At 55.0% G+C, this 19913-nt stretch carries 13 protein-coding genes; 3 read left to right on the forward strand and 10 right to left on the reverse strand.

The window, feature by feature from the left end:
- Window positions 1–59: 59 nt before the first annotated feature.
- The 9 genes from HMPREF1207_RS12410 to HMPREF1207_RS12450 all read right to left on the reverse strand — a co-directional run bounded on the left by HMPREF1207_RS12410 (window position 60) and on the right by HMPREF1207_RS12450 (window position 12605).
- Window positions 60–914 carry a diguanylate cyclase domain-containing protein gene (locus HMPREF1207_RS12410; protein ID WP_009675814.1) on the reverse strand — a complete coding sequence of 285 codons (855 nt, stop codon included), beginning with the start codon at window positions 912–914 and terminating at the stop codon, window positions 60–62.
- On the reverse strand, window positions 904–2994 hold the full coding sequence (locus HMPREF1207_RS12415) for a cellulose biosynthesis cyclic di-GMP-binding regulatory protein BcsB (RefSeq protein ID WP_009676014.1): 2091 nt from the start codon (window positions 2992–2994) through the stop codon (window positions 904–906). Before HMPREF1207_RS12415 ends, HMPREF1207_RS12410 begins: the two co-directional genes overlap by 11 nt.
- Window positions 2995–3040: 46 nt before the next feature.
- On the reverse strand, window positions 3041–4294 hold the full coding sequence (locus tag HMPREF1207_RS12420) for a glycosyltransferase family 2 protein (RefSeq protein ID WP_009675935.1): 1254 nt from the start codon (window positions 4292–4294) through the stop codon (window positions 3041–3043).
- 10 nt (window positions 4295–4304) lie between these two features.
- Complete coding sequence (locus HMPREF1207_RS12425) at window positions 4305–5855, reverse strand: hypothetical protein (RefSeq protein ID WP_009675853.1); 1551 nt, start codon at window positions 5853–5855, stop codon at window positions 4305–4307.
- Entirely contained in the window at window positions 5833–7395 is a 1563-nt protein-coding gene (gene wsfD, locus HMPREF1207_RS12430; protein WP_009675781.1) for a glycan biosynthesis hexose transferase WsfD, read from the reverse strand. The genes HMPREF1207_RS12425 and wsfD overlap by 23 nt, the downstream gene beginning before the upstream one ends.
- A 24-nt stretch (window positions 7396–7419) precedes the next feature.
- On the reverse strand, window positions 7420–8550 hold the full coding sequence (locus HMPREF1207_RS12435) for a hypothetical protein (RefSeq protein ID WP_009675965.1): 1131 nt from the start codon (window positions 8548–8550) through the stop codon (window positions 7420–7422).
- 271 nt (window positions 8551–8821) lie between these two features.
- Window positions 8822–10732, reverse strand: a complete 1911-nt coding sequence (locus tag HMPREF1207_RS12440; protein ID WP_016423704.1) for a family 20 glycosylhydrolase — start codon at window positions 10730–10732, stop codon at window positions 8822–8824.
- A gap of 318 nt (window positions 10733–11050) precedes the next feature.
- Window positions 11051–12115, reverse strand: coding sequence for an anti sigma factor C-terminal domain-containing protein (locus tag HMPREF1207_RS12445; RefSeq protein ID WP_009675927.1), 1065 nt, complete (start codon window positions 12113–12115; stop codon window positions 11051–11053).
- Window positions 12093–12605 carry an RNA polymerase sigma factor gene (locus HMPREF1207_RS12450; RefSeq protein ID WP_009675985.1) on the reverse strand — a complete coding sequence of 171 codons (513 nt, stop codon included), beginning with the start codon at window positions 12603–12605 and terminating at the stop codon, window positions 12093–12095. Before HMPREF1207_RS12450 ends, HMPREF1207_RS12445 begins: the two co-directional genes overlap by 23 nt.
- Before the next feature lie 231 nt (window positions 12606–12836).
- On the opposite strand from HMPREF1207_RS12450, the gene HMPREF1207_RS12455 reads away from it, so the two are divergent.
- From HMPREF1207_RS12455 to HMPREF1207_RS12465, 3 genes are all read left to right on the forward strand, one after another.
- A complete protein-coding gene (locus HMPREF1207_RS12455; RefSeq protein ID WP_009675848.1) occupies window positions 12837–13514 on the forward strand; it encodes a response regulator transcription factor in 678 nt (225 codons plus the stop codon).
- The gene (locus tag HMPREF1207_RS12460; RefSeq protein WP_036739677.1) at window positions 13504–15003 is read left to right on the forward strand and encodes a sensor histidine kinase; all 1500 of its coding nucleotides are present in this window, start codon (window positions 13504–13506) and stop codon (window positions 15001–15003) included. The genes HMPREF1207_RS12455 and HMPREF1207_RS12460 overlap by 11 nt, the downstream gene beginning before the upstream one ends.
- 260 nt (window positions 15004–15263) lie before the next feature.
- A complete protein-coding gene (locus HMPREF1207_RS12465) occupies window positions 15264–16022 on the forward strand; it encodes a hypothetical protein (protein ID WP_009675798.1) in 759 nt (252 codons plus the stop codon).
- A gap of 191 nt (window positions 16023–16213) precedes the next feature.
- Here the strand turns inward: HMPREF1207_RS12465 and HMPREF1207_RS12470 are convergent, their stop codons facing one another.
- Window positions 16214–19816 (reverse strand): polysaccharide lyase family 8 super-sandwich domain-containing protein, encoded by a 3603-nt coding sequence (locus tag HMPREF1207_RS12470; protein ID WP_009675857.1) that lies wholly within the window; start codon window positions 19814–19816, stop codon window positions 16214–16216.
- Between the last annotated feature and the right edge of the window lie 97 nt (window positions 19817–19913).

Genomic DNA, 19913 nt, shown 5'->3' on the forward strand with positions numbered 1-19913 from the left:
CTATACAAAAACACGGCACGCTGAGTCGTTCAGCGTGCCGTGTTTTTATTACCAATCCCCTAAACGTCATACTCCAGCTGTTTCTTCGCCTGGACGATAAAGTCGATCGGCGAGTCGATCGTTTCCGCCTGATACTGGACCGCGCCCATTTTCAAACTGAGGTCGACCTTGTATTTCTGGGCAAAATCCCGGGTGTTGAACTCTTCCAGGCTCTGCTTGATCCGTTCCATTACGACTTTGACCCCGTCACGGTCCGTGAACAGCAGCAGCCCCCATGTGGCGTCTTCCTTGTCCAGCAAGTACAGGGCATCGTTGGTCCGGATGCTGGCCTGGCTGATTTTGGAGACGTCGATAATGGCTTCCGCAAGCTGCTCATCGCCGATGAGCGGGCGGATTTCGTTCCAGTATTTCACCTTGATGACGAGCAGCGTCAGCGGAATGTTATACCGGGTCGAGATCCCCGCGAACACACTCGCATCCTTCCGGAACGCGATGCTGTTCTTGAGGTCCGTCCGCTCGTCCAGCGTCGCCAGCCGGGCCTTCTGCTTCTGTAGATCGTCATTCTCGGCCTGGAGCTGCCTTGTCGCCGTCGTAAAGAGCCAGATAACCACCGTCAGGACCGGCGTCATGATCAGCCAGAAGTAAGTCGATATGCCGATGGTCTCTCCGCGGGTTACGGTCTCATACAGAATGTAGGTCCCGTACCCGAAAATGAACACGATGTTCAGGATGAGCCCGGCTGTAACCGTGGTGAAGTAAGTGACTACCACAAAGAAGAAAGCGAGATTGAGGAAAATCAGATTTTCCACGTACCTGTTCGGGTCCCCGGCGGTGAAAGCGACGCAAACGTTGCACAGCACCAGCAGCGCCAGAAAAGCGATATCGGATAGAAGCGAACTACGATTAACTTTCATCGCGGCCACCTCTCTTCTTCAAGTGTTTGCGGATCAGCAGGATCAGCGAGAGAACCGCAAGAGCGGCGACCAGCACGAAAGCGACCAGGAAGCCGAGGACGTCGCCGCGCTGCAGCACGTCCTTCACCAGGGACTGGTCTCCCTCGCCCGCTTCTTTCTTGAAGCGGTAGGCGCTGACACTGCCGTCCTTATCGGTGATGACGCCGTCTCCGTATACTTTCCACTTGGCCTTCTCGTTAGCGATCAGCTTGGAAGCCAAGTAATAGTTTTCGGCACGAGCTCCCGTTACGGCCAGAAAACCGTTGCCCGCCTGGAAAGGCGAGGCAAGAAGCTGGAGCGTTCCCAGCCGCTTTCCGTACTCGGTTTCTATGCTAATTTTTTCGTTGGACAGAATGCCTTCGCCCTTGGGATCGTACTTAAAGTATAGATTCTTGTTGTTTTCCTGAATGAGCTTGTTGTCGATAAACGTGCCGATGGCGATAATGTTGGAATCTTTCAGCTGGTCCGAGCCTGCCGTATCCTTGTAAAAACGGACGTCCCCCGTGTTGCCGCTGGCATATTGGCCCAGCAGGTTAAACACATTCGAGACGGAACGGTACGTGTAGTCATCCTTCGCCTCGGGAAGCACGACCGCTACGCGGTTGTACACTCCGTCACGCAGGAACGGATACGGATAGTTGTTGAACAGCATATCCGTCCGGTCCTTGGTTTTGAAATTGATCATGGAATCCTTCGTAAGGAAGGCCCATGGCGTCTGATTGCCGTTCTGCGTACAGGCGGCACTGACCATCTGCAGGTCAAAAGCGGCCGTCACGGAGAAGTTGCCGGATACCGCCGCGTTGGACGGAATCGCGAAAACCGCTTTGTCTCCGTTCGCCATTTCTTTCGTCAGCTTTTTGCTGCCGATCGGAATTCCGTTAATGGAGACCGTTACCAGGGAACGGTTAAAGTCGAGATTCTGGGCATACCGGAAATCGAGCGTGATCTGCCCGGCATCCGCGATGGACCGATTCGTCGGCAGAGATACGAAATAAGTCTTCTCCTGATGGCCCGGCCCTCTCACTTCGTCACCCGTCTCGGTAAACGTCACCTGGGTGCTGTAAGCAACGGGAGGAGTCGCCACATCGGTGCTCTCCTCGACGACCTTCAGGTCGCTGTCCATCTGCTCCATCAGGGACGGATTGGCGACGAAGCGGCCGGCCTGAACGAGCAGCTTCGGATTCTGGGAGGTCACGACCAACGTCGGCTGCGTGTCCTTGTTCACCAGTTGGACGACGGCCTTCGTGTTGTAATCCTGCTTGCTCAGCAGCCCCTTGATTCCTTCCGGAAGCCGGTCATACAGCCCGACGAGGACAACCGCCTGCTTGTTCCCCAGCACATCGGCCCGGTAAGGCAGCAGCGGAATATCCTTGTCCGCGTTTTTCTTGGCCTTGGCGAAGCCGGAGAGCGCGTATACGGCCGTCTCCAGCTCGACGGGATCGCTGTTATCCGGTACCGTCAGGACGCTCTGTCCGGCGCCGACCGTATCCAGTCCCGCGAAACGGTGACTGAAATCGTTGATGGCCGCTTTCAACTCGGCGTTCGTGTAGGCCACATCGATGCTCGATGTCGTAAACAGACTGAGCCAGTGATCGGGCGCATCGTCCGGCGCGCACACCTCGTTATCGACCGTACGGATGTAGCCGGTTATCTCCAGCATGTTGCTGCCCTTCTTGAGCCATTCTTTCGGCACGGATACCGACAACCGCTGGCGCCCGTTATCGGCGGCCACAGGGCGGAAGGAATGAAACGCGTGACCGTTTACGGATAAAGTGACACTGGATATCAGTTCTTTAGCCAGCTGCGTGGCCTGATAGTCCAGATTGATTTTGACAGTCTCCACATTCCAGTAATCCATCAGTTCAAAATATTTCTGCTTGGAGCTTACGGCACCCGACAAGGATGCTTCGCTTTCGGTGAACGCAGTCTGATAAGTGCGCGCTTCCCCATTCGCGGGAGCAGCCGCGGCGCCCTGGCCGAACTGGGCCGCGAATATCGATAAGAGGCAGATGAACAGCAGCCATTTTTTCATAGTCATCATGAAATTCTCCTGTACTCGATTTTTCGTTGAAATCTTCCTAAGCGCCTTAATAGCGTTCGGTTTTATACCATTTTACTTCCCGGCCGAAAAGTTGATCCTTGAAATAGTTATAAAGGCCGTAAGCGGCGACCGCCATCCACATCTGGCAATAGGATACGTACATGAGCATGATGATCCAGACATTGGAGAGGTTCATCTCACCTTTTTCGGTAGTTAACGTAACATAAGTGCCTACTACAAAGAGCGTGACCGCCAGCAGCCATAAAAACGTACTGAAGCTTGCGATGGTCGTATGTACATAACCCAGCGCATTGAGCACAAGCAGAACGTCGGAGGTCACGAGCGCCGTCACCAGGAGGAAATAGATCGACAGCAGGTAGAGGATATCGAACCGGATCCTCTTCGCTTCGGGGTGAAAGAGCAGCTTGCAGTTCTTCACGATCACGTAAATGTTGCCCTTGGCCCAGCGGGTCCGCTGTTTGAACCACACCTTGACGGTCTGCGGCTCCTGTTCCCAAGTGACGGCCTTCGGCTGGAACTTGATCCGGTAGCCCATCATGTAGATCCGGAAGCTGATCTCGGTATCCTCGGCGATCGCCTTCACATCCCAGCCCCCGATGCTCTCCACGATATGCCGCCGCATAATAAAGTTGGTGCCGGGTATGGTGCACAGCTTGAACAGCTTCCACCTGCCAGCTTGCGCCATCCACTGGAACGACAGCGTCTCGATGTTGATGAAGCGCGTAAGCAGATTCACGTCCCGGTTGCGGGTGCGGAACTTGCCGATGACGGCCCCGAGGGAAGCGTCGTTCGTGATTTCCGCCACCAGGTACCGCAGCGCTTTTCTTTCCGGCGTGTTGTCGGCGTCGTAAATGGCGATCAGCTCGCCCTTGCTCTGCGCGAATCCCAGGTTGAGCGCGTTGGATTTCCCCTTGCCTCCCGTTACGGAATCGGTATTGATAATGATGAGATTGCGCCGGGGATTCCTCGCCTGGATGCCTGCCAGCAATTCCGCGCTGTTGTCCGAGGAATTGTCGTTGATCACGATAATTTCATACCGGTCGTGGGGGTAATCGAACGCCAGCAGCGCTTCCACCGTCTGGCTGATCACTTTGCCCTCGTTGTGAGCGGGGACCATGATCGTGACGAAAGGCTCTTCTCCCGCCGGAATGTCCGGCATAGGCTCTCTCTCGGTTTGCACGTAATAGAAGTAGCCCGCGATAATGAGCAGAACGTTAACAAGAAGAAGGGACCAGATGCACAAGACCGCTATCACCATCAGGTAGTCTGAGATAGTCATGGAGAGCTCCTTATTTCAAATATTTTTTGCGGTACAGACGATATCCGACCACGATCAAACCTCCGAAGACAACCAGGGACACCATAATAATGATGATAAAAATGCGGTTCTGAACGCTGAATGCCCCTGCCAGGCTCTGCTGCTGTTTCTTCTCGTATTCATAATCGGCGCTGATTTTTTGGGGTGTGTATTCCGTATTGACCGGATTGCCGTTGATCGTAACGGTCCCGCGGGACGAAGCGACTACGGTATCTCCCGCCTTCACCTCATGGCTTCCGGATTTATAATCCGCGAACGGGATCCCGGAGGACCCCAGCGTTCCGACAGCCTCTTCCATCTCTTCTTTGCTCCCGAAAAAGTCGTAAACGACGGCGGTATCCATCGGGAAGGCAGGTACCGACCGGTCCGCGGCGCCAAACTGCCGGAGAAAGCTCATCGGCATACTGTACGGAGCGGACGCGAAAGGTTTCGACGTATCGGACGGATCGATGTACAGCGTCTTTACGTCCGGGAAAAGAACCGCGGAATCGAAGAAGCCGAGACCCGACTTCGCGTACTCCTTGTCGTACGCCCAGTACATCTCCGTGCCGACGCCGAGCGGAGCCACCCCGTCCTTCGCCAGAACGGAGATAAACCCGTTCATCTTCTCCCGCAGGGTACCGCCCTCCCGGCTCACTCCGTCCAGGACGACCGGAGCGTTGATCAGAATGCTTCCGTTGCGGGTCTGCACGTATTTCAGCGCTTCCGCATACCGCTGCATAGCCGGGAAGTCGGTGTTGCCGAATACGGGCCGGATGCTGATCGTAAAGGGAATTCCCGCTCCGTACAGCCTGTCCGCCGTCTCCTCCAGCAGATCCAGATCGGAGAAGGGATATATTTCTTTGAGGACCACATAGGCATGGCCGTCCTCCTCTATACCTAGCCACTTCTTCAACACGGAGGCCATGGCAAGCTCGCTCAAATTCCCTTTCTGAAAATAAGGGACATACGCCGTTCCGCCCGCCTCGGCGCTAAAGGGCGCCTTGCGCCCGCTTCCGCTGAGCGTAATCGTGCCATACGCGCTTCCGCCCGTCTGCGTCAGCACCTCGATATCGCGGACCGGGATGTTCGCCTGCGTCCGCTTGTCCGCGGCGATCTCGGCGGTGTCGCGGCTGATTTTTTCCGTTGCGGCGGAGAGCTTGTCGCGCGTTTGGGCCGGCAGTTGATACCCCACATGAAGGTAAGCTCCCGGATATGCGGACAAATCGTCGAGATACGCCTGGTTGCTTATCCGGAGATCCCCGTCGTTGACGACGGTAATGACATTGGCGTAAGCCTGCATCGTCCCCTGCTTGTACCGGTCGATACTCGACAAGGTAACCTGCGTACGGTAGGAGGCCAGCAGCTGCTGGAGTACCGTCACATTACCCTCGCGCGGCGTCCCTTTGGCCAGGCTGTCGTAGAGCAGCAGCACCTTGACGGGCTGGGACCCGGCAGCGGACGCGTGAGGCCACGGAATCAGCAGCAGAACGAGCAGGAGCAGAAGCGGCAGGCTGATTTTATAGGCTTGGATGCTGCGCAAGCGCGTTCCCACCTTTCCCGGTTCCGGTGCGGATCTTATCCGCTTCATCCGCCGCGTACTCGTGATTACGCATCAGGCGGCGGCTTAAAATATCCGATACCGCCATAAAGGTGACGAGATCGAACGCGACCGTGAACAGAAATTCGTGCTTCGCGAGATCCGCGTCCCCCGCCCCGATGATCGAGACGAGAATCCCCGCCAAGCCGATAAAAATCATCGTGACGATCAGAATCAGGCGCTGGGCGAGACGGGGATCGCGGGCGCGGAAAGCGGCGAGAAACGAAGGCATGTACAGACCCACGAGCACGACAATCCAGATCACGATGAATCCGTAAGTCTTCGGCGACAATCCTTTCTTCATCACACTGTAGCCGGAGAAGAAACCCGCATGCGTCCCGAACGGTTTTCCGGCGGAGGCTTCATAGTTCCCCATCGCGTTAGGCCGGATCGTAAAAGCGTCCTTGGCCGCGACATTCAGCATGGAACTCAGCTTGTCCGGGTGAGTGACATAGTACGTCAGGATGGAAGCGAATCCGTAGCGGCTGTAAAAATCTTTTTCCAGCATGGGTGAATTCACGTCCACGGTAGCGTAAGGTTCGTAAAAAATGCTGCCTTTCAGGATCGCGTACTGCTTGTCGATCTCAAACGATTTCAGCGTGTCCTCGGGATTCGCGGACTGCATCAGAACCCCGCGAGTCATGGCGTGATACTGGTTGATGTTCACGAATTCCTTGGAAATCATGGCGTAAGTCGCCACCCCCGATACGAATAGCAGCACCAGCGAGCCCGCCGTAAGCAGCCGGAAGAGCTTCTCTTTGCGGACCCACAGGAGAACCACGGCCATGCAGGCGACGATAATGCCGACCGGGGCGTTCTGCTGCTTGGACGTCGTCAGGATAAGCGTGCTTATTACGAACAGAGCCAGCAGCGCATAATCGTTGTATCTTTTGCGGTACAAAAGCAGCCAGGACGCGAAGACGAACAGCATCATGACGTACACGATGCTTTCCCCGAAGAAGGAACTGAAGTAGGCGGTGTACCCCGTGTCTCCGAACATAAAAATGGCCAGGAGCGCGATGAGATAGCCGTGTTTCCTGGCTATTTTCCAGGTCAGAGCTTCCACCAGCAAATACACGGCAGCCGTCAGCAGCAGCGTAAAGAGCAGCGCCTGAAAGCGGATGTCGAATACAACCGAGCTGAACAGAAGCTGGTTTAGCAGGAGCGCCGCTTTGATGAAGAGCGATTGGGATGACACTATGGTCGTGCCGTTTTCGTTAAAGTACTGGTAAATGCCGTACTGCTTGACGAAATAGCCGAAGCGCTGGCTGTCGTAATCCGGCAGATTGAAATAAAGGCCCTCACTGTAGATGCTGCGGAAAAAGTCCCCGTTATCGGCTACTCCGATATAAGGAGGAACAAACAAGGCGAAGCCGGTGATCAGCAGAACACCCAAAGCGGCCAGCAGAGCCGGGGAAATATAACGTCCCGCCAGCATAAAACCTAGACGGAGCCGCTCTTTGATGGATTTTTCCGTCGTCATCCGGATCACCTTCCTTTGTGTAAGTTAGTAGGTATAAGCCAACAGGGCCATGAGATTATCGAAGGAATACGCCTGGCCGGATGCGGCATCGCCGAAGCCTCCGTTAAGCGGGCTGCCTTCGTCTTTCACCTGATAGGCGTTCATTCTCTGAATGCTGTCCTGATAGAGCGATGCATCGCCGATCTCCGAGCCGATCATCGCCGTAATCGCGTAGATTGCCGTAGATTGCACCTGAGTGGCGGGTGTGCCTTCTTTCGTATAGCGGCCGTACAAGGTCCCCGCTTTGACATGTTCCTTGATGTAACGGATGCTGGCCGGAGCCGGTTCACCCGCTTCCGCCAAATGCAGCACCGTGAGCAGGGATTCCACCATATTGATCCCCTCTGAGGTGTAGGCGTTCTTCTCGTAATCGAACCGTGTCTCGTAAAAAGGGAACGCGTCCGACAAATATCCCTTTGCGATAAGGCTTTTCATATTATCCAAAAGCGCTTGCTTGGAAGCATCGGGCACAGGCAGCATGCCGAGCGTCCGCAGGTCGATATAACAAAGCGTCACGAACTTGTTCGTGATCCCGTACGTTTCATCGTAAAAGTCGTAAAGCCTGCCGTCCTTCACGTTCGTTTCGTAGAACCGCTTGCCGTATTTTTCCGCTTCCTTGGCGTAAGCCGGTTCGTCGAAGGCTTTGGCCGCCTCGGCCAGAGCCCGGATCACCCGCAGATCGTCCACCGCCGCGTTGAGCGGGTATTTCTTCTGCTGTTTGGGGCTGTACCGGTAGCTAAAGCCCTGCTTCAGGTCAAACGTCTGTCTGGCAAGCGCCCAGTGCTGAGCGAATTCTTCTTTTCGCTTGGATCGTGCGTCTTCCCTCATTTGAAGCGAGGCGGATTCGCTGAGCACTTCGTGGCCCGTAGCCGTCTCCTTGGCTTCATCCGTTTCTTTGAGGTTCGTAAACACGCCGAATGGACCCGTCATGCGGGTCTTTATAAAAGCATACAACGCCTGCCGTTCATTCTGCACGTTGATGATTTTTCCATTCTGCCCGGCCGGTTCCCCGGAAGGGGCCGGCATCGGAGAAGCGTCTTCTGTTTTCCGGTTGACCGTCAGGAACAGAATCAGACACAGAACGACACCGAGCATGATCACGGTTCCTTTCTTCAAGCCGTCACTTCCTTTATTCCGAATCTCATTAAATCACCGTTATCTATGTTTAAGCTTAAAATCCGCTTTCCCTGCCAAAATATTCTACTTTCTTAATACTGCCACAAAGTCACAAATCAAAGCAATGCCCGTTCCATTAAATTTGACATAAGGCGACATTAAGAAAAGCCGCAAACACGGTCTCCCGCAAAAAAAAGAAGACCCCTCTCCTGACGAGAACGGGTCTTCCGTTACTTCCTTACATCTTGGCCATTCCAGATTCCGACTTGGCTTAGAACGGATTCATGACGTGGAAAAAGACGTTTGGCGACGCCATCCGGTAGTAGAAGCTGCACCAGCCGACGCCTTTGTTCGTGAACCGGTTCGACGTGCTGTACAGCAGGCGCTCCTGCTCCAGCTCCTCGATCCGACCGATCCGGCCTTCCGCGTAGTCCAGCAACCGCACGGACGCCGTATCCAGACGGCTCAGCACCCCGCCGTACCGGATGTCGATGATTTCCCATCCGAACGGCTTGAACATGCTCAGCCACTGGCTCCTGTGGGCCGCCCGCAAGGCGCGTACCGCTTCCGCAATCTCCGGAAGCACGTCTTCCGCGATACGCTTCAGCGTGCTTTTATCGCCCGCATCATAAGCGCTCTTCAGCTCGATGCCAATTTCGCTCTTGCGCTTCAGCACGCCGGCCAGCTTCTCCGGCACGTCGAAGATGTAGTCGAGCGCCGCGGCCGGGTCGCGCCTGCTGCGGATGTCCTGCTCCACCTTCGCGTAGTGGGCGGACATCTCCAGCCCTTCGATCTGCTTGTCGAACAAGCCGAGCAGCACGTCCTGGTACAGCAGGAACTTCGACGGGTTACTCTGTTTGCGGTTGTCCGGCTCCGAACCCGGCGTTTCGTCCAGGTACTTCATCTGGAGATAGGCGTCCGCCTCAAGGCCGGTGCAGAATTTCACACGCTCGGCGAGCACGGCCCAGTCCGGGGAGCCCTCCGTATACGCGTGCTCCGCGTAAAACTGCAGGCCGAGCAGCGCGATGTACGGGTTGCTCTCCATCCCGTCGTCGCCCCACATGGTCGCGTAGGCTTCGCGGATGCCGTGCTTCTTGTTCACGCGCAGCGCGGCATCGGTCGCCTTCAGCGACAAGCCGTAGTTCACGCCGAACGTATTGAACACCCAAACGCCGCCTGCGTATACGAGATTGCAGCCGAGCGGAGCGTGCTGGGCAATCTGGCTTTCGTAGTCTGCTTCTTCGGTATGCACGTAATCCCAATACACCAGGTCGACGTCTTTGGGAATACGGGCGGCCATCTCAGCCGGAATTTGCGTGTCTTTGTTGTAATGCTCGCTGCCCGTGCCGGAAGCCAGCTTGAGGAACATATCGCTCCACATCATCGCTTTCAGCCCGCGGCGGCGCGTTATTTCCAGCACCTTATCCAGGTGCGTGACCATAATGTCAAAACGGCTCGCAAATCCGTTCTTGTCCAAATATTTGCCGCGGCCCAGCTCTTCCGCTTCGTCCATGCCGATGTGGATTTTACGGCTGCGGAACGGTGCGCTGGCCGCTTCGATCATCTTCTCGACAAGCTCGTCCGTTTTGTCGTAGCCGACAAGCAGGGCGCCCTTCGTGTCTTTATATTCCTTGACGGGCTCCCACTTCAGGAACTCTTCCAGGTGGGCAAGCGTCTGGATGCTAGGGAACGCTTCGATACCGAATTGATCCGCGTAATCGTCGATCTCTTTCAGCTCCGCTTGCGTGTAGCGACCGCGCATATATCCGAAATAAGGCTGTCCTTCGATCTCATACGTATCCTCAAGATACAGCATGACCGTATTCATGCCCATCAGCGCCATTTTGCGAATCATGAATTTAAAGCTTTCGAGCGTCAGTACTCCGTTGCGGGACAAGTCGAACATAGGCCCGACAACGTCCAGATGCTGCTTCTCCCGGATGCTGAACGACTCTCCGCCGCTTCCGTGCTGTACAAGAAGACCGAGCGCGCGGTAAAACTGATGCTTTTGTCCGTAACGGATGTAAGCCGATCCCGGCTCCAGGCCCACTTCCAAATCGCCGGAAGACGGCCCGACGGCAACTTTCAACCCGTCTTCCGCTTCCGTGACGGAAAGCTCCTGCAGCAATACCTGAAGACCCGGCTGGAGACCTGTCAAATCTCCTTCGAAACGCAATTTCATTAGCGGTTTCCTCCCCAATTGTTTTCCTGTTCCCGGCTTGGCCGGTTTCTCTTTTTGTATGGGCATAAAGACCGAATCTTCCGATGACTGAAAGCTCTTTACACCGTTTCATCGAGTCAGCAGCTTCATGAACTCCGGGAAAAGCGTGGAACCGTTTTTTTACCCAGATACTACGTTCTACAAGCCGCCGCATTGTCCTTCTCCAGCCGTATTCAAATAATTGATTAGGTTAAAAGAAAATGTTTTCAAGGCGGCACAAAAACATCCCGGCTCGGGAGTGCCGGAATATTTCGGCCTGCAGCTTGCTAGTATCGGCATCTAGTATTTATCGGTTACCACACCAAGAGAAGACGCTTTAATATAGGACCGGTTCCGAAGAAGCTTTAAAGTTTCCGGCTCTCCCGTCACCACAACCCCCAAAATACGGATATCGTCCTTGCTCAGTATTTTGTCCGAACCGGCCATTATATCGTAATCGGACTGCATTCTGGCTTTCTTTAAGGCCGGAATAAAAAATTGTTCAGGGTCGGGGAGCTGCTCCCCGTAATGATTAACCGCATGGAAGCCGATCGCGTTATCCTCGTAAATAGGAGACGGGAAGTTCTCAGTAACAACGTCCTCTCCATTTTTCCCCTTCTCTGTGTACCGCTGATAGCTATTCGCTTTTCTGGCCTCTTCCTTCTGGGAATTTGCCCAATACCAGACAGGATTAGGCCCTGCAGACATCATCGTTCGGACTTCGTCCAAGGAATAAGATTTATCAAACGAGAGTGCCATCTCCACATATTTGTCCTTCCCTATCTGATCCAGAAGCTTGAGGTCATCCTTATAATGATTGTTGTAATCCACAAAAGGATCGTAAAATTCCATTTGTTTTACTCCCGCATGATTATACCTGGGCAGATAATCTTCTTGCTCTTGAGTCATTGCAGTGTACTCTAACGAGTTGCCTCCTCCCGAAGAAAATTTTTGTCCCGCTATTTCTCCCGACGTATCGTCGGGCGTCTGCATACCGTACATATAATGCCAAGTACCGGTATATACCCTTTTGCCGTTCACGTATTTGAAGGTATAGAATTCCATTTCCCCGTTAAATACTCCATTCTGCCATCTGAATGAATCCATAAACTGATTTGCCCCTTTGACCAGATACCGTGCTTTTAATTGGTCAAGCAGCTTTCGGCCGTTCCTGTCGACCTGCTCTTTAGCATACGGGACGACAAAAAATACCGTAGAAACCAATAGGACAAGAGCTGTACAAAAACTGACGAGAACGGTTCTCAGCAAGGTCCGTTTTTTTGCTTTCCTTAAAGTGTGTTTAAACCCTTCACTTAATCGTTTTTCAACCGAAGTCTCGTTTTCATCTTTCTCCGTCGTATTCATGGTTCAGCTCCCATCTTGCTTTAAATTGATTTCTGGCTCTATACATGTAGGTTCTTACCTGGTGCTCGGATAAAAACAAAAGCTCGGAAATCTCCCGGTACGTCAGTTCCATTCCATATTTCATAACGAGGAGAGTTCGGTGCGTCTCTTTGAGGGAATCTAATATGCTTATAATTTCCTGCCGGTGTTCATTCCGCAGAATATGCTGCTCCACCTTCTCCTCTCCTGCCAAACATTCGGTAAACTGCTGTGCAGCAAAGGTCATATGCCGCTTATTTTTGGTATGCAACGTATAGTAACTGTTAACGGCCACGCGGTATAACCAAGCCGTCATCTGCTCTTCCGGAATAGAATCGATATAGGTGAAAGCTTTGAGCACCGTATCTTGCAAAATGTCTTCCGCATCCTCCTTTCCTGCGCCCATTTTAATTAAAATCTTTAAAATCACTCTTCCTTTGACGTAAAACATCCGTACCAGTTCATCTTCCATAGTTCACCTGCCCTACCAGAAAAACCAATTGAATTTGCACTTATTAAACTATCGAAATGAAGAAAAGTATACAAATCGCAAAAATATTGAGCGGACCATCTGCCATCTTTCTGACACAATAGATCTTTAAACTGGGGGTTTAGAGAGCAGGAAGCGCCGTATAGTTATTACCAGGGCGTCCGCCTTCTCCCGCTGATATACTAACGGTGATAGAAAGGAAGCGGACCGACTATGAAAAAAGTGCTGATTATCGAAGATGAAGCGCCGATTGCCCGCATTTTGCAGGCTTATCTGGAGCGTGAACCCTATAGCGTAAAATGGAATCCCGGAGACGGCGGCATGCTGGACTTGTTCCTGACCTGGAAGCCGGACCTGGTTCTCCTGGATTTGATGCTGCCCGACCTCGACGGACTGGACGTCCTGAAACAGATCCGGCAGCACGGAAGCTGTCCGGTCATTATTCTGACAGCCCGCGGTTCCGTACCGGACCGGCTTCAAGGGCTCCAGCAGGGAGCGGACGATTACATCCCCAAGCCGTTCGATCCCGACGAGGTGATTGCCCGGGTGCAGGCGGTGCTCCGACGCTCCGCCTATATGGCGGACAGCCGGACTGTCCGGCTGGGCAGCTTGGTCATCGATTTTACGGCGTGCACGGTTCATTTGCATGACAAGCTGCTGCCGCTGTATCCGCGCGACTGGAGCCTTCTCGCCTTTCTGATCAAGCATCCCAACCAATGCTTCAGCCGCGAGCAGCTGCTCGACCGGGTGTGGGGCATGGACTACGAAGGGGGCGACCGCGCCGTGGACACGACGATCAAACGGCTTCGTCAGTGCCTGCAGGACTGGCCTCCTTCCGAAGGGGAAATTCTTACCATACGGGGATTGGGGTACACGCTGCATGTTCACTAAACCGCAAACACAACCGCAAACGATGCCCATGCTGCGTTTCTGGACCTGGCGCTATGCGCTGATTCTGTTTATCACCCTGCTCATCGTCAGTCTTATTGTGGGCGTCTGGATCACAAGCAACGCGAACCGGCAAAGTTACGAGGTGCTCCAGGCCAGAGCGGAGCAGCTCGCCGACTCCTACGCCCGGGTGATGACGCTTTATCAATTAAGCTCCCCTGCTCAGACTCAGGGAAGCATTCGCACCGAAGTGCGCGCGGACCCGGCCGCCAAAGTCTCCCCCTCCACCACTTCCGTTAGTAGCATCAGCCCGATTGAAGTGGCACGGCCTCTGGGCGATGAAATGATGCAGATCGTTAACAGGCAGGGTAACCTCGATACGTACAGCAGCAGCGGTGCCCAGTACAACAACGCGGAGCGCCCCGGCGGATACGCTGCGGTGCTGAAAGGGCAGACCGACCGCGAAAGCTTCTCCCTGAACGACCGGACCTGGCTGCGGGTAGGCGTGCCGTTAATGGATCGCGGCAGTGTAATAGGCGCTCTGTATCTGAGCACGCCCACACCCGACAATGCGGAACAGACCCGGCAGACTTACGTGATCGCCGTTCTGATTACGCTGGGTCTTGCGCTGGGCGGCTGGACCGCCATTTACCTGCTGCTCCGCAAGCTCACGAGGCCGCTCCGGCAGCTAGCCAATGCCGCTCTGCAGGTAGCCGACGGGCACTATGCTCCTGTCCTGCCGGTCGCCCCCATGAAAGAAAGGGAGCTTATGCAGTTGTTTACTTCCTTTAACGAAATGACCTCCCGGCTCCGGCAGTTGGAACAGATGAGGACCGATCTCCTCGCCGGAGTGTCGCACGAGCTGCGCACCCCGCTCACTTCCATTCGCGGGATGGTCCAGGCCGTCCACGGCAAGGTGGTCACCGGAGGCGAAGCGAACGAATTTCTGGAGATCTCTCTCGAAGAAACTAAGCGGATGCAGAAAATGATCGACGATATGCTGGAGTTCTCGTCTCTGGAAGCGGGAGCTGTCCACTCCGAGAGGACAACGGTGGATCTCTCCCGGCTCGTGACTCATCTTACGCAGCAGCTAAGCTCCCTGCCCGTCTGCGCCAATGTTCGCGTCGAGACGGTCCTCCCTGCGCAGACAATCCGGCTGCTTGCGGATCAAGGGCAGCTTAAACAAATGCTCATGAATTTGATTATGAACAGTACGGCGGCGGGTTCAACCTCGATCACCGTGCACGCCTATCCCCTCGGTTCCATGATTCACGTGGATGTGAAAGACAACGGCAGCGGAATCAGGGAATCCGAAGTGCCGCATATTTTCGAGAGATATTACCGGGGCGACAGCCGGAGGAAGAAGAAGCAGGGGCTCGGTCTGGGCCTCCCCCTCAGCAGGCTGCTCGCCCAGGCCAACGGCGGGGAGCTGGCCCTTCAGGAGACATCGCCCAAAGGAACGGTTTTCAAGCTCACCCTGCCTGCCGTCTGATCCTCCTTCTCATACCCGTCCCGACCAAGCCGTTCCGCTTCCCGAAGCCGGAACGGCTTTTGCCTTGGAAGTTTTAAAGCCCTGAGGCTCCGGCCCATTTCCGGGCGTTCTCTTCGTTGCCGCAATCTTTCTCCGCTGCCATATTCCCAACACAATGGGCCTGTATAGTCTTACCTGTAGCCGGCCCCGACAGTCGACATTCACAGATAGAGAGCCGGTCAATCCGATCGCGATGCGATCCAAACTCGGGAGGAATCACTATGAAAAAGAAGTTGGCAATGGGAACGATGGCTTTGGCGGTTTTTGCAATGGCGGGCTCCGCTTATGCGGCGCAGCCTGAGGCTTCTACCCCTGCATTCACGAAAGCGACCACTTCGATCTCCGCAGTAAAGGGCGGCACAGCTGTCTTCAAGGAGGTTAAATTACCTCAGGGCGTCAGCTTCGAGGAATTTGCCAAAAAGCAAGGCCTGACCGCCGAACAGCTCATCGAAAAATTGAAAAAGGACGGCACGCTTGACCATTTGGCCGAAGCAAAGGGACAAACCGTTGAAGAGGCCGCCGAGTTTTTAAAGAAAAACGGACTATTCGCCGCAAGCCATAACGCTCTGGCCATCAGTACTTTTTCCCCTGCGGAGCAGGGAGACGGAAAAACGGACGGCACTGTAAGGAACACCATCAAAGCCGTGCTTTTAGAAAAAAACGTGACGAACGGCAACGGCCCAACAGCCGAGACCGTCGAGGATATCACGATCCCTCCAAGCTTGAGCTTCGAGGAATTCGCCAAGGCGCAAGGCTTGACCGTCGACGAACTGATCGCCCGATTGAAAGAGGACGGAACCCTGGGCGCCATCGCCAAGGCAAACGGACAATCCGTCGAAGAAGCCATCGAATTTGTGAAAAAGAACGGATTGTTTGCGGCCGCCGAGAAGGCTTCCCTCTTCAGCACGATCATCTCGTCAGTGGACGGCGGTACAGAGGCTAGAGGGGCTGTCCAAGAAATTAAGCTCGATTCCAAGTAACCGGTGCAGTCCTCGGGACCGTAGGGGCAGGCCGCAATCGTTTCAACATTCTTGTGTGCTCAAATGACTAGAAGAAACGGCAGGCCCCTAAAATAAAAAGCTGCCCCGATAGGTCCGATGACCACGGGGCAGCTCTTCTTTTATTCAAAAGAGAGACTTGGACGGTATACACAGAAGTTTGGTTTCTATGGCTATGGAGCCGTGATTTTCAAAACAGGCCGGCTGGCGGCGGCCGCATTTTCCTTGCTCGCATAGCTGGCGTACGTATCGGAGCCGTTGGTGAGAGAACGGATTTCAACGGCAATCCTCTTGTCCCCGGAGGCCAGGGCACGCCGCACCGCCTCCGAAACGTCGATCATGACGGGGCTCCCGGCGGCAGGCACTTTCCATTCGGCCAGAGGCAGACCCGGCACAGGTTTGGTGCTCCATGTCAGCGTATTCTCGTCCCACTGAGCGGAAACGAGTCTCGCCTGATGGGTGACGGCCTTGGCCGGTGCGTCAATGGGCGTCAGGACAATCGCTGCGCGACCGGCCGTTCCCGTATAAGACGAAAGGTCAAACTGCACGAGCGCGCTGCGGTTGTAGCTCGCCGCTTCGTTCTTCACTTCCATGAAGCCGGAGGTTCCGTAGTTCGTGCCGGCATAGCTGCCGTCCCGTACGGTCGCGTCTCCTTTGGACGAAAGCAGGGTGGCGGCGGCGTTCGAAAACTTCGCGTGAAACGTTCTGCCGTAAGAACCGCTCACGTCCACCGAAAGCTTCAGCGTCGGGCTGTACTGCGTAACCTGAATCCCCGGATCCATGAAGACCGCGCCGCTGTAGCTCCGGTTGATTTCGACCTGGATCTTGCTGCTGTTCTGCTGAGTCGGATCTGATACGGAGACATCCAGTCCGTCGGCGCTTTCTTTGACCAGAACAGAGGCCTTTTTATCCACGGTCAGGAAATCGGCTCCGTCCGCCTTGACCGTCTTCATGCCGTCCTGCCAGAAATTCGCGGCGACCAGGTTTAAGGTCTTCTCTTTAACCGCCTGCGCCGCCGTCGTGTTTTCCAGAATAGCAATGTCCGGATTGGCGGCATAGCTCTGTACCTGCGCCCGGCCGCGATTCGGCAGTGTGACATAGCTGTAGGAAGCATTCGACGGATTCACGCCGTGGTCCAGCCAAAGTGCCAGGTAATCGGCGCTTTTTATTTCCTTGTAGCCGCTCAAGACCAGCTTGGGGCGGTAGCTCGAATTCGGATTCTCACGGCTTGCGTAGGCAACTGTTCCGTCCGGATCCGCAGGCGACGAGGCATAGATGCGCAGGGAGAATACCTTCTGGTTGTTCGCCAGGGCGTTCTGCAGCGGCTGGGACACGTCGATCGTGACGGGAGTTCCCGCCTGCATGCCCGACCACTGCCGGACCGGACTAAACGGATTCGAAGACGGTTTGTTCGTCCAGAGCAGGCCGGTTTCCGTCCAGGAGTTGCCTGGAACCCATTCCGCCGTATGCTGGACCGCTTTAGCCGTAGGTCCGATCACAGTAGGGACAAGCGTAACTTTCGCGCTGTCGAACTGGACCTGCCCGGGCACGAAATTCGTTAAATCGAATTTCAGGTAAGTTTCTCTGGCGTAGCCGTTGGCGTCGTTTTTGACAACTAGCGTCGGCTCTGCGCCATGATTCCCTTCATTGGAACGGACGTAGGAATCTTCCGTCCCCATCACGTTGTACACGTCTGGGGTCGCTTCGTTAATTTCGTTCCAGGAGCCGGTTCTAGTTTCACGGGAAGCCTTCAAGGCGGCCGATCCCGGGAAATAGTACCCTACGCTGGACGATTCCCCGTCCGTGTTGCCCTGCAGATACGCCCAGTTCGTTCCGGGCAGGGCCGCCGTCCAACCGGAAGCCGCAGGCTGGGCCGTTCCGTTCACGGTAAACTCGTTGCCGCCGGTGATTCGGCGGTTCTCCACGATCGTCTCCACCTTACGGGGAGAGCCGTCCCAGCCGCTGCCGGTCTGGCCGGAATTCGTGATGCCCGCCCCGAGCGATACGATCTCGTCATCGAACATGAACCACGATTTCTTCGCCGTCAGATTGGACGGAGTCAGAATGGCTCCTCCGCTTCCGATATCGCCCGGCGATTTCAGGTCCATTCCGGCGGCGCCGAAGGTTCCCAGCAGCTCCGCTCCGCCCGCCCACCGGTTAGGGCTCAAGTAGCTTGTCCAGTTGCTGCTGTTCGTGCGTTTCTGCGTATCGACGGTGGTCCCCGGGAGCCGGTACCGGTTTACCGTCGGCCAGAAGTTGTCGTACTGGCCGCTGTCGGCGTTATACAGGTAAGTCATCCCATCCCCGGTATACCAGCCCTGTACGTTGTTTTTATTGCCGGATTCGTATTTATCGACCCGGTTGGACGACAGGCTGAGCCCGAAGCCGAAGCCCGGGCGCAGGTGCACGGCTCGGTCCTGGTTCGCGTAGATCGAGGTTCCCGTCTTCTCCCCTCTGGACGGAACCGCCGAATTCACAATCTGCTTGAGCTGCAAATACTGGTACATCGAGGAAGCGTCCAGAATCTGATTGGAGGTATCCTTGCTTAACCAGTATTTCAGCATGCCCTGAATGGCCTGTTTCGGGTTGTCCGGGTACTTCTCCCCCATCTGTTCATTCGTGGACGGAGCCGTGAGCAGAAGGTAACCTATGGAGGCGATAAGGCCTTTGCCGGTCAAGACCGGCCCGGTGTCCGCATTTCCCGGTGCAGGCCCGAAGGCAATGTTCCTTCCCCGCACCATATCCATCACATTGCCGTCATAAATAAACGGCTCCACGGAATCGAACACCCACTTGTAGGCGTTCCATTTGCCGGCATCAGTCACGTCCCACTGGGTACCCTCCAGCGCGTAAAACAGGATTCCGATATCGTTGAGCAGAGCGGTTCCGTAACCGCCGATGTAAGGCATAGCCGCATGCTGGATAAAGGAACCGTCCTGGTAAAAGCCGTCGCGGGCCGTCGTGTTCGGAGCCGAAGCCGGATTCACGTACGCAAAGACGCTGCCGAGTGCGTCCCTCGCGTTCGTTATTTTCGCGGCATCCTTCACCAGAATCCCCCGGTATGCGACCGAAATGGCCTGGTCGAGCAGATTGGCTCCGGTCATAACCGGACTTCCGCTCACCGTTCTTGCCGCCGAGTCAGGAATAAACCGGTTCACCGCACTCATATAATTCGTTAGCTGGGCAGCGGTTAAATCGTCCCGCATCAGGAGGCCGATCTTGGTCAGCGCCTGGGGCACGCCGATCTGCCAGTGGTACCAGTTGCCGTAAGGAGCCACGGTCGTGTTGTACTTCTGCGCATAAAGCCAGTCGAGAGCGCTCAGAACGTCATTTTTCAGAGCCGGATTTCCGTAAAAGGAAGAACCAGGCGTGTAGTAAACCGTAATCATGGAAAGCAGGCGGTTGTACGAATTGGTGATGTCGCCCGATTTTGTATAACTGTCCGTGCTGGTAAAAGGGAGGTCGACCCACAAATAAGTCCGGTCCGCACCGCGGTTCAGGATATCCCAAACTCCTTTACCGCTGGAACAGGGAGCCGAAGCCGCCGCACACGAAGAAACGGCGCTGTCCATTTTGGCGAGCTTGCTGCGGAGCACGGGGTCCGAAACGGGAAGGGAGTATTGATCGTCCCCCAGAATCAAATGCAGCAGCTTCAAACGCATGCCGTCATAAGGGTCCTCCGCCCGGGCCTGGCGCGCGCCTGCGCCGAGCAGCGTCAATACAAGGGAAAAACAGAGGATCACGGCAAGATAAGATGTTTTTGTCCGACGGTACATGGGCATACCTCCACCATTTTATCAAAACTTAATGAAAGCGTTATCTTTTCCATCATACGGGATTATACATCCTTACACGTGCAAGATTTTTACTTTT

Source organism: Paenibacillus sp. HGH0039, from assembly GCF_000411255.1.
Taxonomy (GTDB): domain Bacteria; phylum Bacillota; class Bacilli; order Paenibacillales; family NBRC-103111; genus Paenibacillus_F.